The 13648-nt window shown below is 65.0% G+C and carries 16 protein-coding genes; 10 read left to right on the top strand and 6 right to left on the bottom strand.

Annotated features, from left to right (window positions below; translation table 11 throughout):
• Positions 1-249: 249 nt before the first annotated feature.
• From LHJ54_RS06275 to LHJ54_RS06265, 3 genes are all read right to left on the bottom strand, one after another.
• The gene (locus tag LHJ54_RS06275) at positions 250-927 is read right to left on the bottom strand and encodes a GldG family protein (RefSeq protein ID WP_228243053.1); all 678 of its coding nucleotides are present in this window, start codon (positions 925-927) and stop codon (positions 250-252) included.
• An 85-nt stretch (positions 928-1012) separates the two neighbouring features.
• Positions 1013-1396 carry a hypothetical protein gene (locus LHJ54_RS06270; protein WP_228243052.1) on the bottom strand — a complete coding sequence of 128 codons (384 nt, stop codon included), beginning with the start codon at positions 1394-1396 and terminating at the stop codon, positions 1013-1015.
• Positions 1397-1461: 65 nt separating this feature from the next.
• Positions 1462-1779 carry a 2Fe-2S iron-sulfur cluster-binding protein gene (locus LHJ54_RS06265; protein ID WP_228243051.1) on the bottom strand — a complete coding sequence of 106 codons (318 nt, stop codon included), beginning with the start codon at positions 1777-1779 and terminating at the stop codon, positions 1462-1464.
• A 91-nt stretch (positions 1780-1870) separates the two neighbouring features.
• Between LHJ54_RS06265 and LHJ54_RS06260 the strand changes: the two genes are divergently transcribed.
• From LHJ54_RS06260 to LHJ54_RS06250, 3 genes are all read left to right on the top strand, one after another.
• Positions 1871-2482: a DNA-3-methyladenine glycosylase gene (locus tag LHJ54_RS06260; RefSeq protein WP_228243050.1), complete on the top strand. Its 612-nt coding sequence runs from the start codon at positions 1871-1873 to the stop codon at positions 2480-2482.
• A gap of 70 nt (positions 2483-2552) precedes the next feature.
• Positions 2553-4637 (top strand): S9 family peptidase, encoded by a 2085-nt coding sequence (locus LHJ54_RS06255; RefSeq protein WP_306437047.1) that lies wholly within the window; start codon positions 2553-2555, stop codon positions 4635-4637.
• A 1-nt stretch (position 4638) separates the two neighbouring features.
• Entirely contained in the window at positions 4639-5445 is an 807-nt protein-coding gene (locus LHJ54_RS06250) for an SDR family oxidoreductase (RefSeq protein WP_228243049.1), read from the top strand.
• Between the two features lie 10 nt (positions 5446-5455).
• On the opposite strand, the gene LHJ54_RS06245 is transcribed toward LHJ54_RS06250, so the two are convergent.
• Positions 5456-5746 carry a 4a-hydroxytetrahydrobiopterin dehydratase gene (locus tag LHJ54_RS06245; RefSeq protein WP_228243048.1) on the bottom strand — a complete coding sequence of 97 codons (291 nt, stop codon included), beginning with the start codon at positions 5744-5746 and terminating at the stop codon, positions 5456-5458.
• A gap of 55 nt (positions 5747-5801) precedes the next feature.
• Between LHJ54_RS06245 and ccmA the strand changes: the two genes are divergently transcribed.
• Positions 5802-6386 (top strand): heme ABC exporter ATP-binding protein CcmA, encoded by a 585-nt coding sequence (gene ccmA, locus LHJ54_RS06240; protein ID WP_228243047.1) that lies wholly within the window; start codon positions 5802-5804, stop codon positions 6384-6386.
• A complete protein-coding gene (locus tag LHJ54_RS06235) occupies positions 6386-7045 on the top strand; it encodes a heme exporter protein CcmB (protein ID WP_228243046.1) in 660 nt (219 codons plus the stop codon). The genes ccmA and LHJ54_RS06235 overlap by 1 nt, the downstream gene beginning before the upstream one ends.
• Before the next feature lie 4 nt (positions 7046-7049).
• Here LHJ54_RS06235 and map read toward each other — a convergent pair whose 3' ends face one another.
• Both map and LHJ54_RS06225 read right to left on the bottom strand, forming a co-directional pair.
• On the bottom strand, positions 7050-7877 hold the full coding sequence (gene map / locus LHJ54_RS06230) for a type I methionyl aminopeptidase (RefSeq protein WP_228244315.1): 828 nt from the start codon (positions 7875-7877) through the stop codon (positions 7050-7052).
• Between the two features lie 40 nt (positions 7878-7917).
• On the bottom strand, positions 7918-8730 hold the full coding sequence (locus tag LHJ54_RS06225) for a DUF4163 domain-containing protein (RefSeq protein ID WP_228243045.1): 813 nt from the start codon (positions 8728-8730) through the stop codon (positions 7918-7920).
• Between the two features lie 29 nt (positions 8731-8759).
• On the opposite strand from LHJ54_RS06225, the gene LHJ54_RS06220 reads away from it, so the two are divergent.
• From LHJ54_RS06220 to glnA, 5 genes are all read left to right on the top strand, one after another.
• Positions 8760-10148, top strand: coding sequence for a M17 family metallopeptidase (locus tag LHJ54_RS06220; protein ID WP_228243044.1), 1389 nt, complete (start codon positions 8760-8762; stop codon positions 10146-10148).
• Positions 10149-10218: 70 nt separating this feature from the next.
• Positions 10219-10602, top strand: a complete 384-nt coding sequence (locus LHJ54_RS06215) for a hypothetical protein (protein WP_228243043.1) — start codon at positions 10219-10221, stop codon at positions 10600-10602.
• Between the two features lie 10 nt (positions 10603-10612).
• The gene (argC, locus tag LHJ54_RS06210; RefSeq protein ID WP_228243042.1) at positions 10613-11542 is read left to right on the top strand and encodes an N-acetyl-gamma-glutamyl-phosphate reductase; all 930 of its coding nucleotides are present in this window, start codon (positions 10613-10615) and stop codon (positions 11540-11542) included.
• A gap of 143 nt (positions 11543-11685) precedes the next feature.
• Positions 11686-12024, top strand: a complete 339-nt coding sequence (locus LHJ54_RS06205) for a P-II family nitrogen regulator (RefSeq protein ID WP_228243041.1) — start codon at positions 11686-11688, stop codon at positions 12022-12024.
• A gap of 88 nt (positions 12025-12112) precedes the next feature.
• Positions 12113-13522 carry a type I glutamate--ammonia ligase gene (gene glnA / locus LHJ54_RS06200; protein ID WP_228243040.1) on the top strand — a complete coding sequence of 470 codons (1410 nt, stop codon included), beginning with the start codon at positions 12113-12115 and terminating at the stop codon, positions 13520-13522.
• Positions 13523-13648: the final 126 nt, after the last annotated feature.

Genomic DNA, 13648 nt, shown 5'->3' with positions numbered 1-13648 from the left:
GATGGCTTCAGTGTGTAACTTGTAGGACTTCGGGATGGAAGGGAAAATTACGGGATTTCGCGGGAAAGTGCAGAGAATAATTGTTTTCCCTACCTATTTTATGATCGCAGCCACGTTGGTCCTTCGTTAATGGCAGTGTGCGTGAAGGAGAGGATCGCGGACACGAAGAGCGCTGCGCCGCGGGAGAACAGCGCATTCCCGTAAAATCCCCAATCGCCGCTGGATAGGAATTAACCCGGCAGCGCAGGATCAGTTGAAGGCAGCCTGGATCAAGGCTCGCGCGGCATCGCGCCGGGACAGATCGGTGTCCTCGTGGTTCAGGAACGCCGCGTCGGCAGCGATCAGCGCGCGACCCTCGCCGACGCGGCAAATGGCGATCACGCCGCCAGCCTTCAGCGCGCAGTCGACAGCCGCTGGTGCCGGCGTGCGCAGAGCCAGGACACCATACTCCTCGACGGGCAGATTAACGCCGTTGAACCGGATCTGCGGCGACGCGCCGGCGCCGGCATAGCCGAGCGACAAGCCCCACCGTTCGAGCACTGGCGGGATCAAGGCCACATCGTTGAACCGGCGCCTGTCGCCGACCGGATAGGCAGAATGCTCCGTCATCATCGGGTCCAGCACGAGGAGCAGCCTGCCTCCGCTTCGCACCCAGCCGTCAAGCGCGACATTGTCGGCCGCCGTCAGCGCGCGCGGCTGTGCCACCATTAATCGATCGAGCTGTGCCAGTTCCGCTTGGGACGCGCCCTCAGTCGTGCCGAGGCTGTCCAGTGGGACAAGCATGAACTGCTCCTCGAGGAGGCTGCGCGCCCAGTGCGGGTCCGCCGGACTGTTCAGCAGATCTGCCAGCTCGGCCGGTTCACCCCAGTAGATTGGCAGGCTGGTCATCAGGCCCAGCGCCGGCCGCGCCTGTTCTCGTGCAGCCATACTCTGGGCCTCAGGCGCCCGTTCACACCCTGTTGCACTCGCCATCAGGAGGCAGCAAAGCAGCCAGCGGTGCATGGTCGAATCTTTATCGGGCAGGTGCTGCGTTCGGGGGAGCGGTGGGTGACGAAGACGTTGCCGGGCGCGGGGTCGGCTCCGCCGGCAGGTCAGGCACCACCCCCGCGCTGACCAGCGGGTCGTTCTGCATGGGATTGCTACTTGCTCTGATCGCCGGCACCGCCTCCGGCACGGTCAGTGCGTCCGTCTGATTGGCCCGATCATTGATGATGTTCGCAAGCCCAACCAGCAGGAACATGGTCAGCACGCCGGCGACCCCGAACTGGAGGCGCTGCAGCATTTGTTGCCGGGACCGCCGCTCGGGCGATTCCGCCAGACTGAAAGTGGCATCGCCGCTGCTCCTTCCGTCGGCACGAAGGGTCAGACGGCGCACGAGCTCGTTTCTCAGGGCCATGGCCTGACAGACTGCGCGAGCTTGGCCGTGGGGTCAACCCCGCTGTTCCGCCAGCGCCGGGCCGCTCAATCCTCCGGCGCAATCGTGACGCGGAGACCGTCGAGGTCGGACGTGAACGGGATCTGGCACGACAACCGGGAAAACTCGTTGCGATGATCGCTCGACTCGAGCAGGTCGTCCTCATCCTCACTCATCGGAGCGATGCGGCCGGCAAAGGCGGGATCGACATGCACGTGGCAGGTAGCGCAGGAGCAGCACCCGCCGCACAGCGCCAACAATTCATCAAAGCCGTTGTCACGGATCGCTTCCATCACGGTCAACCCGTCGGCCGCCTCGACCGTGCTTTCGACGCCGGCGCGGTTCACGACATGAAGCTGGGGCATACTGGAGCGGCTTTCTTCTCAGACTGATGACGAAGCTGCCCGGCTGCTATAACCCGGGCGCTTCTTTGGCAAGCGGGCGAGTTTCTCAGAAATGGATGAAGCGGCAATCCGCCGGGGGTTGGACAGCCTGGCCGCGCAGGATCCGGTGCTGGCGCGCGAACTCGCGCGGATCGGCTATCCTGCGCCGCGCATCCGGCCGCGTGGATTTGCCACCCTCCTGCGCACCATCGTCGGTCAGCAGGTCAGCGTAGCGGCGGCGGCGGCGATCTGGAACCGGGTGGAGGCGCGGATCGGCGCTCCACCACAGCCAGCCGTCCTGCTCGACCTGCCGGAGGAAGATCTGCGAGCCTGCGGGTTGTCGCGCCAGAAAATCCGTTATGCCCGATCACTGGCGGAACTGGTGGCGGCCGGATCGCTCGACCTCGGCGCCCTGCCGGCGGACGACGAAACCGCCATCGCCGTGTTGACCCGGGTGCAGGGAATTGGCCGCTGGTCGGCAGAAATCTACCTGATGTTCGCCGAAGGGCGGCCGGACATCTGGCCGGCAGGCGATCTGGCGGTCCAGGAGGGGCTTGGCCGGATGCTTTCGTTGCCCGCCCGTCCAACCGAGCGTGAGGTCCGCGCACTTGGAGAGGGCTGGCGCCCGCACCGCTCGGCCCTCGCCCTGTTCACGTGGCACGCTTACGCCAACCCGGCGCTGTGACGAGCGATGGCGCTTGCGACCGGCCGGCGGCGGAGATAGACCGGGCGCCAACACGAGGGAGAGCAACGCCATGAAAATCTTTAACAGCCACGCCAGGCACCTGGTTGCCGGAGCCGCCGCTTTGGCGCTGCTCGCCGGGAGCGCCGCCGTTTCCGCAAATGGAGAATCAATGACCGCTTCCCAGTCCGCTCCTGCCGCCCGCCCGGCTGCTTCCGTGCCTCTGATCCCGCGTGCTACCCTGTTCGGCAATCCGACCCGGTCCGGCGGACAGATTAGTCCGGATGGGCAGTGGCTGAGCTGGCTCGCGCCAAAGGACGGCGTGATGAACATCTGGGTCGCGCCGGCTGGCAACCCTGATGCGGCCAAGGCGATCACCGCCTCGACCGACCGCCCTATCCGCCAGCATTTCTGGGCGCCGGATGCCCGCAGCGTACTGTATGTGCAGGATAAGGGCGGGGACGAAAACTTCCTGCTTTATTCAATCGACATCGCCAGCGGCGCGGAACGGACCCTTACTCCTTTTGAAAAGACGCGGGTGCAGATCGTAGGCACGTCCGAAACAATCCGCGACAAGATCCTCGTCGGCATCAACAACCGCGATCCGCAGTATCATGACGTCCATCTGCTCGACCTCAATACGGGTGAGCTGACCCTGGTGCAGCAGAATGACAGCTACGCCGGCTTTCTGGCAGACGACAATCTGAAGCTGCGCATGGCGCTCCGGCCCAACGCTGCCGGAGGGCAGGATTTCTTTGCCATCGAAAACGGGAAGATTGCGGACACGCCGACCGAAAGCACCACACTGGACGATGCGCTGACCACCAGCCCCGCCGGTTTTACCACCGATGGCAGGACAATGTACTGGATCGACAGCCGCGGCCGGAACACCGCCGCCCTCATCGCGCAGGATGTCGCCACGGGGCAAAAGCGCATCATCGCGGAAAATGACAAGGCGGATATCAGCGGCGCGCTGTCCGATCCCCGGACGGGAGAGATCGAAGCCTATTCCTTCAACTATCTCAAGCCCGAATGGACCGCGATCGATCCGGAGGTGGGCGCCTCCCTGGACTTCCTGCGTTCGCGTCTCGAAGGCGAGTTCGGGGTGCAGTCGCGCACCAATGACGACGCGAAGTGGATCGTCTGGAACGATCCCGTTACCGGCCCGCTGAAAGCGTATCTGTATGACCGCACGGCTGGAACGCTGACCGAATTCTATACCGCCCGGCCTGAACTGGCAGGCGCGCCCTTGCAACCGATGCACCCGCTTGAACTGAAGGCGCGGGATGGACTGACGCTTCCTTCGTATCTCACTCTGCCAGCGGGCAGCGACCCGAACGGCGACGGCAGGCCGGACCGACCGGTGCCGATGGTGCTGGTGGTCCACGGCGGACCATGGGCGCGCGACACTTACGGGTTCGATTCCGAGCATCAGTGGCTGGCCAATCGCGGCTATGCCGTGCTGTCGGTCAACTTCCGCGGCTCCACCGGCTTCGGCAAGGACTTCATCAACGCCGGCAATCTTCAGTGGTCCAAGAAGATGCACGACGACCTCATCGACGCGGTGAACTGGGCCGTGGCAGAGGGTGTAGCGGACAAGGACAAGGTCGCCATCATGGGCGGCTCTTACGGCGGCTACGCCACGCTGGTCGGACTGACCTCCACGCCGGACACGTTCGCCTGCGGGGTCAGCATAGTCGGGCCGTCCAATCTGGAAACGCTGCTGAAGACCATCCCGCCCTACTGGGTGCCGATCGTGTCGCAGTTCCATAACCGCATGGGCAACCCCAACACGCCCGAAGGTCTGGCGCTGCTGAAGGAAGCATCACCGCTGTACAAGGCGGACCGGATCGTGCGGCCGCTGCTGATCGGACAAGGCGCGAACGATCCGCGCGTGGCGCAGGCGGAAAGCGACCAGATCGTCGAGGCGATGCGGGCCAAGAACATTCCGGTCACCTACGTCCTGTATCCGGACGAAGGGCACGGTTTCGCGAAACCCGCTAACAACATCGCCTTCAACGCCATCACCGAAAACTTCCTTGGTACCTGCCTTGGCGGCCGGTCGGAACCCATTGGTGACGCGCTGCAGCCGTCCACCGCGCAGATCGTCGAAGGGGCCGAATACGTGCGCGGCCTGCGCGAAGCGCTCGGCGGCTGACGTGACCGCGCGCAAGGCGATCTTCATCACAGGCGGCGCGTCCGGCATCGGGCGCGCCATCGGGGAACTGTTCGCCGAGCGTGGCTGGTTCGTCGGCCTGGCGGACATCGACACGGCCACTTTGGCGCAGACGAGGTCGGTTCTGCCGGATGGCAGCGTCTCGACACACGGGCTCGATGTGCGGGACCGCGCGTCCTGGGACGACGCGCTGGCAGACTTCACGAACGCGTCGGGCGGCCGGCTTGATGTGATGGCCAACAATGCTGGGGTGCCGTTAGGCGGCGCCCTAGAAGACAACAGCGTCGCCGAGATAGAACGCTGCCTCGACGTCAACCTCAAGGGCGCTATCTTCGGCGCGCAGGCCGCCCTCCCCTTCCTGCGCGCCAGCGCCCCCTGTTCCTGCCTGCTCAACACCGCCAGCGCCGCAGGGATCTACGGCACCAGTGGGGCGTCCGTATATTCCGCCACGAAGTTTGGCGTTCGCGCCCTGACCGAGAGCCTCGATGGCGAATGGGCCGAATTCGGAATCAAGGTGCGATCGCTGATGCCGGCCTTTATCGACACCCCGCTCCTCGCTCACGCGCCCAACCAGCGCAGCAACGAGGCCATCCGCGACCGCGTACGCGCCGCCGGGCTTGAAATCACGCCCGTAACAGAGGTGGCCAAGGCCGCGTGGGACGCTGTTCATGGGGAGCGGCTGCACACGCTGGTCGGCGCAACCGCGCGCCGGCTGGCGTTCGGCGCCCGCTGGATGCCAGGCCGCTTGCGGCGGGAAGCAGCCAAGTCAGCCCGCGCGATGGGCAATTAGGGACGCAGGCTCAAAGCAGCTTGTTGATCGCCTCCGCCATCTCCACGTCACGATGCGACAGTCCGCCCGCGTCGTGCGTGGTCAGGGTGACATCGACCCGGTTATAGACATTGCTCCATTCGGGGTGATGGTCATGCTTTTCTGCCAGCAGAGCGATGCGGGTCATGAAGCAGAATGCCTCGGAAAAGTCAGCGAACTGGAATTGCCGGGCGATCGCCTCGCCATCCCTTGCCAAGACCCAGCCGTCCAGCACGCTCAGCCAGGTGGTCCGCTCGTTCTCAGTCAATCTGGCAACTGTCATGGCGTTCACCCCCTCTGCTTGTCGCCCGCCGATCCATCGCCTATCGCCGCTTTCCATGCAAGCGCATCTGGCTGCCCGCGAGATTGCCTGCCGGCGCGGTGACCGGCTGCTGTTTCGCGGCTTTTCCGCCGATCTGCGGGCAGGCGACGCGCTGCACGTCACCGGGCCCAACGGCTGCGGCAAGTCCAGCCTGCTGCGCATCATGGCCGGCCTGCTGCACGCAGAGGCCGGGGTGGTGGAACGGACCGGCAGTCTCGGCCTCATTGATGAACGCGCCGCGCTGGCGGAAAACCGTACGCTGGAACAGGCGCTGAACTTCTGGAAGCGGCTCGATGAGGTCCCGGGACGCCCGACACCCGTGCTTGCAACCCTCGACCTCGACCATCTTCGCCACATCCCCGTGCGCTATCTTTCCACCGGCCAGCGCAAGCGTGCTGCCTTGGCGAGGCTGTTGTCGCAGAATGCGGCAATCTGGTTGCTTGACGAGCCACTGAACGGGCTGGACGATGGCGGGATTGGCGTCGTTGCTCAGCTCGTGACCGGGCACCGTGCCGCGGGCGGGGTCTGCGTCATCACTTCGCATCGGCCGCTCGATCTGCCGGGTGTGCAGCGCTGCGACCTGACGCGGTTCGCCGCCTGATGGGTACGGCGCTGTTGCTGCTGCGCCGCGATCTGGCGCAGTTTGCGCCGGGCGGCGGCAACGGCGCCAGCGCGCTCCCGCTGCTGTTCTTTCTGGCCGTCGTTGTGCTCTATCCCTTTGCCGTTGGACCGGACGCAGCACTGCTGGCCCGGACCGGTGGCGGCGTGGTGTGGATCGCCGCGTTGCTGGCAGCGTTCCTGCCGCTCGACCGTCTGGTCCTGCCCGATCTGACCGATGGCACCTTCGACCAGTTTGCATTGCGGGGGATCGCGGAAGAGAGCGTTCTGACCGTCCGGATCGTCGCCCACTGGCTGAGCTTCGCGCCGCTGCTGCTGCTTGCCACCCTGGTTGCTGCGGCGCTGTTCGGGCTGGAGCAGGCGCAGCTCACCTATCTGCTGCTCGGACTTCTGGCGGGCACGCCGGGTCTTGCCGCTCTGGGAGTGATGATCGCCGCCTTGATCGCCGGTGTGCGCAGCGGTCCGGCGCTGGGCGGCCTGCTGTTCATGCCGCTCGCCGTGCCGCTGGTGATCTTCGGCGCGGGCAGTCTGGTCCGGTTGGAACCGGCCGCAATTTGGCTGACAGGAGCCGTCAGCCTCGCGCTGTTTGCCCTGGCTCCCTTTGCTGGAGGTGCCGCCGTTCGCGCAGCGCGCGAAGGCTGATCGATCAGCTGTACGGCGGCGCGGTGTAGCCCCGGGGGCTGAGGGTGAAGATCTCGCAACCGTCGTCGGTAATGCCGATCGAGTGCTCGAATTGCGCGGAAAGCGACTTGTCCCGAGTGACCGCCGTCCAGCCGTCGGCCAAGAGCTTCACATGCGCGCGACCCAGATTGATCATCGGTTCGATGGTGAAGAACATGCCCGGTTTGAGTTCCGGCCCCGTACCGGCCTTGGCGGCATGGATCACCTCGGGAGCGTCATGGAACAACCGGCCCAGGCCATGTCCGCAGAAGTCGCGCACCACGCCGTAGCGGTGCCGCTCGGCATGCTGCTGAATCGCAGCACCGATGTCGCCCAGCCGGTTGCCCGGCCGCGCTTGCTCAATACCCAGCATCAGGCATTCATATGTGACGTCCACCAGCCGCCGCGCTTTCAGCGGCACGTCTCCAACCAGATACATCCGGCTGCTGTCGCCGTGCCAGCCGTCCAGGATGGGCGTGACGTCGATGTTCACGATATCCCCTTCCTTCAGCACCTTGTCCGACGGGATGCCGTGACACACGACGTGATTGATCGAGATGCAGGAGGAATGGGTATAACCGCGATAGCCAAGCGTTGCAGGCGTTCCGCCCGCATCCAGCGTCATCTCGCGCACACGGTCGTCGATAGCGGCGGTCGTGACACCGGGCTTCACCATGTCAGTCACTGCATCGAGGATTTCCGCCGCCAGTTGCCCGGCACGCCGCATACCCTCAAAGCCCTCGGGACCATGCAACTTGATGGTGCCGTCGCGATAACCGGTCTCGCCAGCTTCGATTACCTGATACTGTGTCATGCCCGCCATGTAGCGAGGATAGCGCGCAATTGCGAGGGTGCTACTGCCCCGAGAAGGCGGAACGGTACTGCGGCTTTACCGCCGCCACAACGGCAGCATCCACCGGCACGGCGATTTCATAGCTCCCTTCGGCATAGGGGCCGGCGACGTATGGCCCAGCGTACAGCGTCAGCCGGTCGAAGGTCCTCCCGTTGCTCGATCCGGGCAGCACAGTAAGAGCGGTGACTGCCGGGCATTCTTCGAACTCGCCTCCCAGCCGGTCTCCTTCCCGCTTCTCGCGGCGCTGGACGTCGAGCGCGCGGCAGTACCGGGCGCGCACTGCCTGATCGAGAGCCTCGGGAGAAGTGAACATCGCCACAGGGTCCAGCGCGCGCCCGTTCCGCTTGTCCCAGACCAGCGATTCGACGCCCGACATTCCGTGTGCGCCGCCGGTATAGGTGGCAATGGCGTTGCTGAGACTGAGCCACTCCGGCAAGTCCGCCACCACGGTCCATTCCAGTGACAGGTAGTGAGGCCGGAAAGGGTAATCATCCGTTTCTGCGGTTGCCCGGTCCGCTTCCGCCGCGCTGCGCGCCGCGCTGCGTGCCTCCTCCGCACGGGCGTCTATCTGCTGCGCGAGTTGCGGGATGCTGCCGACTGTGGCGGGGTAGGAAAATTTGTATTCCAACACGCCGTCAGCTTGGGCCACCGCCTTCGCCCCGTTGCTGCGCGCCATGACGCTGCCGGCTTGTCCTGCGTGGGCCGATACAGTCGCGGCGGCGGTGCGCGCGGATCGGCCCTCTTCCGCGAGATCGGTCTGCGAACAACCGCCTGTTGCCAGCAGCGGCAGGATGATTAACAGCGTCCGGCGCATCGCCTTGCTCCTTCTGACGGGAACCCCTTATGACCGCAACCGAACCGCTCATCCAGCCCGATCGCGGGCAAGCCGCGATTGCGATCCATCTGGTCAATGCGAAAACCTTTTCCGACTGGGTCAGAAAGCTGTCGGCAGGCCAGCGCATTGCGGTGGAAGCGCAGCGGTTCGAGGGCAAGGGATACCAGACCGCGATCGTGCCTGACGCGGATGGATGGCTGGCGGTTGGCGGCGTTGCCGACCCGCAGAGCCTGTCGAGCTGGTGCCTAGCTAAACTGGCCCAGACGCTGCCGGCAGGCACTTACCGGCTTGCCAGCGGAGAGCCGGGAGCGGCGATGCACGGCTGGCAGACGGCGCAGTACCGGTTCGACCGGTACAAGCAGCAGAAGGGGCAAGAAGGTCCGCGCATCCTCCTTACGAGCGAGGCGGGACGGATCGACGCCGCCATCGCCGAAGCCGACGCGGTCTGCCTGGTGCGCGACCTGGTCAACACTCCGGCGGAAGACATGGGTCCGGCCGCCTTGGAAGCCGAGGCGGAACGGCTTGCCAAGGCGCACGGGGCGAAGCTCTCCACGACCCGTGGCGATCAGCTGGAGCAGCAGTATCCGCTGGTTCATGCCGTCGGCCGCGCGGCCGCCCGGCACCATGCGCCGCGCCTGATGCACCTGATCTGGGGACAGGAACAGCATCCGGTTCTCGCCATCGTCGGCAAGGGCGTGTGTTTCGACACGGGTGGGCTGGACATCAAGCCGGCAGCGGGCATGGCGCTGATGAAGAAGGATATGGGCGGCGCTGCGCATGCGCTGGCTCTGGCGCAGCTTGTCATGGGCGCCGGGCTGCCGGTCCGGCTGCACCTCCTGCTGCCGGCGGTGGAAAACGCGATCAGCGGCAATGCCTTTCGCCCCGGCGACGTCCTGCGCAGCCGCAAGGGGTTGAGCGTGGAGATCGGCAACACCGATGCCGAAGGGCGCCTGATCCTGGCCGACGCGCTGACCCGGGCCTCGGAAGAGGAGCCGGACCTGATACTGGATTTCGCCACCCTGACCGGTGCTGCGCGCGTGGCGCTGGGCCCAGACCTCGCCGCGCTGATGGCGCGGCGCGACGACACGGCGGCCGCCCTGATTGCCGCGGGCGAAGCGCATGATGATCCGGTGTGGCGCCTGCCGCTGCACAAGCCCTACGCCGAATGGCTGAAGTCGAGCGTCGCAGACATCGGCAACGCCCACGCCAACGCCTTTGCCGGCGCGAGTGTCGCGGGCCTGTTTCTGGACCGCTTTGTAGCCGACGATGTCGACTGGGCGCATTTCGACACCTTCGCCTGGCAGCCGGAGGCAAAGCCCGGCCGGCCCAAGGGTGGCGAGGCTCTGGGCCTGCGTGCCGCCTGGCACATGTTGCGGACCCGTTACGGCGCCAACTGAGGGCAGATAAACTTGCCGCTAACTTCTGTCGGCATATATGCGGACCTATAGGATCAGACAGGAACAGCCCGTGACCGGCGCGCAAATTGACGAGACGATGGTGAAGGCACAGGAGACGGAGCGGTATGACGTTCCGGCGGAACCCTTGCGCCTGTCGGGTCCCGTGACACGCCCCGCGCCCGGCACCCTGCCCCTGCGCGGCGATTTGGCGCACATCGCGCTTGCCACACGGTATCTCGTGCAGAACTACGTCAAGCCGCTGATACAGGAGGTCGGTCCCGGCGGCGCTGTTCTGCGCCTGCATCCGACTGCCGGCGCAGAACCTGTCACCCACCTTCCCGGCGCGTCGCAGGTGGAATTGCTGGATCAGGTGGGAAGTTGGGCGTGGGTGTGCCGCGGGCCTGACGGACCGACGGGCTTTGTGCCGCTTGCGGAGCTTGCCTCCACGCAGTAGCGCGCGCCGCATGGCTTTGACCCTGTTCATCGACGGCGCTGCGGGTACGACAGGGCTGGAGATCGCCGAGCGGCTGGCCGGGCGCTACGAATTCACCCTAATCGTGCTGGACGAGGCGGAACGCAAGGATACTGCCGCCCGCCGCGACGCGCTGAACGCCGCCGATATTGCCATCCTTTGCCTGCCTGACGATGCCGCACGCGAAGCGGTGCAGCTGATCGATCCGGCGCAAGGAACGCGGGTCATCGACGCGTCCAGCGCCCACCGCACGGCGCCAGGTTGGACCTACGGCTTTCCCGAACTGGTCGGCCGCGACACGGTTGCGGCGGCCAGGCGGCTCAGCAACCCGGGCTGCTATCCGACCGGCTTTCTGGCGCTGATCGCCCCGCTGGTGCGGTGCGGCCTCCTGCCTGCCGACTGGCCGTACACGGTGAACGCGGTCAGCGGCTATTCGGGCGGCGGCAAGGCGTTGATCGCCCGCTTCCAGGCAGAGCCGGAACTGGCCTTTCGCACCTATGGCCTTGATCTGGCGCACAAGCATCGGGCGGAAATGAAGCTGCACGCCGCGCTTGCGCATCACGTCATCTTCGCGCCTTCTGTCGTGCGCGCCTTTCGCGGGATGCTCGTCGAAGTGCCGCTGCACCTTGGCGCCATGCCCGGCGGGGTGACGGCCGACCGGCTGCGTTCGGCCTTGCATGACTGCTACGCCGGGTCGCCTGTGGTGCGAGTGCACACCGATAGCCATCTGGCGGAGCTGACGCTGGCCGAAAACGCTGTGGGCACGGACGGCATGGAGCTGTTTGTGTTCGGCAACAAAGGCGGCTGGCATGCCCGTCTCGTCGCCAGGCTCGACAACCTCGGCAAAGGCGCAGCCGGGGCGGCGATCCAGTCGCTCAACCTGATGGCCGGGCTGCCGGAAGAAACGGGCTTGCGCCTGTGAACAGGCGCGCCGGCATTTTTCACCGGCAAATTATCTGACTATCTTGCAGTGCAGCATGAAGCGGTAAATAGTGCTGGCAGCAGGCGGGCGTGCGGTAGCGGATTCGGCGCTGCCCCCCGCAGAGACACGGGGCGATAGCGGGCGTGAAAAAGATCGAAGCCATCATCAAGCCGTTCAAGCTCGACGAGGTGAAGGAAGCGCTGCACGAAGTCGGCGTGTCCGGGATCACCGTGACGGAAGCGAAAGGGTTCGGCCGGCAGAAGGGTCACACTGAACTCTATCGCGGGGCCGAATACGTCGTCGACTTCCTGCCCAAGATCAAGCTCGAGATTGTGGTGCCGGATGCGCTGGCCGACCGCACGGTGGAGGCAATCGCCGCCGCTGCGCAGACTGGGCGGATCGGCGATGGAAAGATCTTTGTCAGTGATATTTCCCGCGCCCTGCGCATCAGGACCGGGGAGCAGGACGAGGATGCAGTTTGATATTTAACCCCTTCCCCTTGCGAAAGCCGGCACCTTTCGCTTGGAAGAAGTGACGCCGCACAACCACCAGCCGACGGGAATCCAAGCCATGCCGACAGCCAGCGAAGTACTCGACCAGATCCGCGAACACGAAGTCGAGTGGGTGGACCTGCGCTTTACCGATCCAAAGGGCCAGTGGCAGCACCTGACGATGACCGCCGCCATGCTGGATGAAGACCAGCTTGAAGAAGGGTTGATGTTCGACGGGTCGTCCATCGCCGGGTGGAAGGCGATCAACGAGTCGGACATGATCCTGAAGCCGGATCTTGCCCGCACCTTCATGGACCCGTTCAGTGCCACCCCGATGATGATCGTGTTCTGCGATATCGTGGAACCGTCGACCGGCGACTGGTATTCGCGCGATCCGCGTTCCACCGCGAAGCGTGCCGAGGCGTTCCTCAAGTCCACCCAGATCGGTGACACGATCTATGTGGGACCGGAAGCGGAGTTCTTCATGTTCGACGACGTCCGGTTCCATGACGGCTACGCAGGGTCCGGGTTCGAAATCGACGACATCGAGTTGCCGACCAATTCGGGCCGCGAATACGAAGCGGGCAACCTCGCCCACCGTCCGCGCGCGAAGGGCGGCTATTTCCCGGTCGCACCAGTCGACAGCGGGGTCGACATTCGCGGCGAGATGGTCGCCACCATGACCGAAATGGGCCTGAAGTGCGACAAGCACCACCACGAAGTCGCCGCCGCCCAGCACGAACTGGGCCTGATTTTCAGCACCCTGGTTGAAACCGCCGACAACATGCAGATCTACAAGTACGTCGTGCATCAGGTCGCGCACGCCTACGGCAAGACGGCGACTTTCATGCCCAAGCCGATCAAGGCGGACAACGGGTCGGGCATGCATGTGCACATGTCGATCTGGAACGGCGGCAAGCCGACCTTCGCCGGCAATGGTTACGCCGGCCTGTCGGACACCTGCCTCCACTTCATTGGCGGCGTCATCAAGCACGCCAAGGCGCTGAATGCGTTCACCAATCCAACCACCAACAGTTACAAGCGGCTGGTCCCGGGGTTCGAGGCGCCCGTACTGCTGGCCTATTCGGCGCGCAATCGGTCCGCCTCCTGCCGGATTCCTTACGGCACGGGAGACAAGGCCAAGCGGGTGGAGTTCCGCTTCCCCGACGCCATGGCCAACCCTTACCTTGCCTATGCGGCCCTGCTGATGGCAGGGCTGGACGGTATTCAGAACCGCATCCACCCCGGCGAGGCGATGGACAAGAATCTCTACGATCTCCCGCCCGCCGAACTGGCGGACGTACCGACCGTGTGCGGTTCCCTGCGCGAAGCGCTGGAGGCGCTGGAAGCAGACCACGCCTTCCTGCTGAAGGGCGACGTTTTCACCAAGGACCAGATCGACGCCTATGCCGAACTGAAATGGGAAGAGGTGATGCGTTGGGAAACCACGCCCAGCGCTGTCGAATACGACATGTATTTCAGCGGCTGAAGCTCGGTCGATCCCGGACGGCTGATCAGGCCAGAATGGGATCGGCACGGCGCACTGCCAAATCTTGCATCGCCTATCGAAAACTTCTAAATAGCACCCGCCTCCGGGCTCCTCTGGCGAACGCTG

Origin of the sequence: Porphyrobacter sp. GA68 (assembly GCF_022605525.1) — a bacterium.
Lineage (GTDB): Bacteria > Pseudomonadota > Alphaproteobacteria > Sphingomonadales > Sphingomonadaceae > Qipengyuania_B.
The sequence above is the reverse complement of the archived record's forward strand: the minus strand, read 5'-3'. Positions and strand labels throughout refer to the sequence as shown.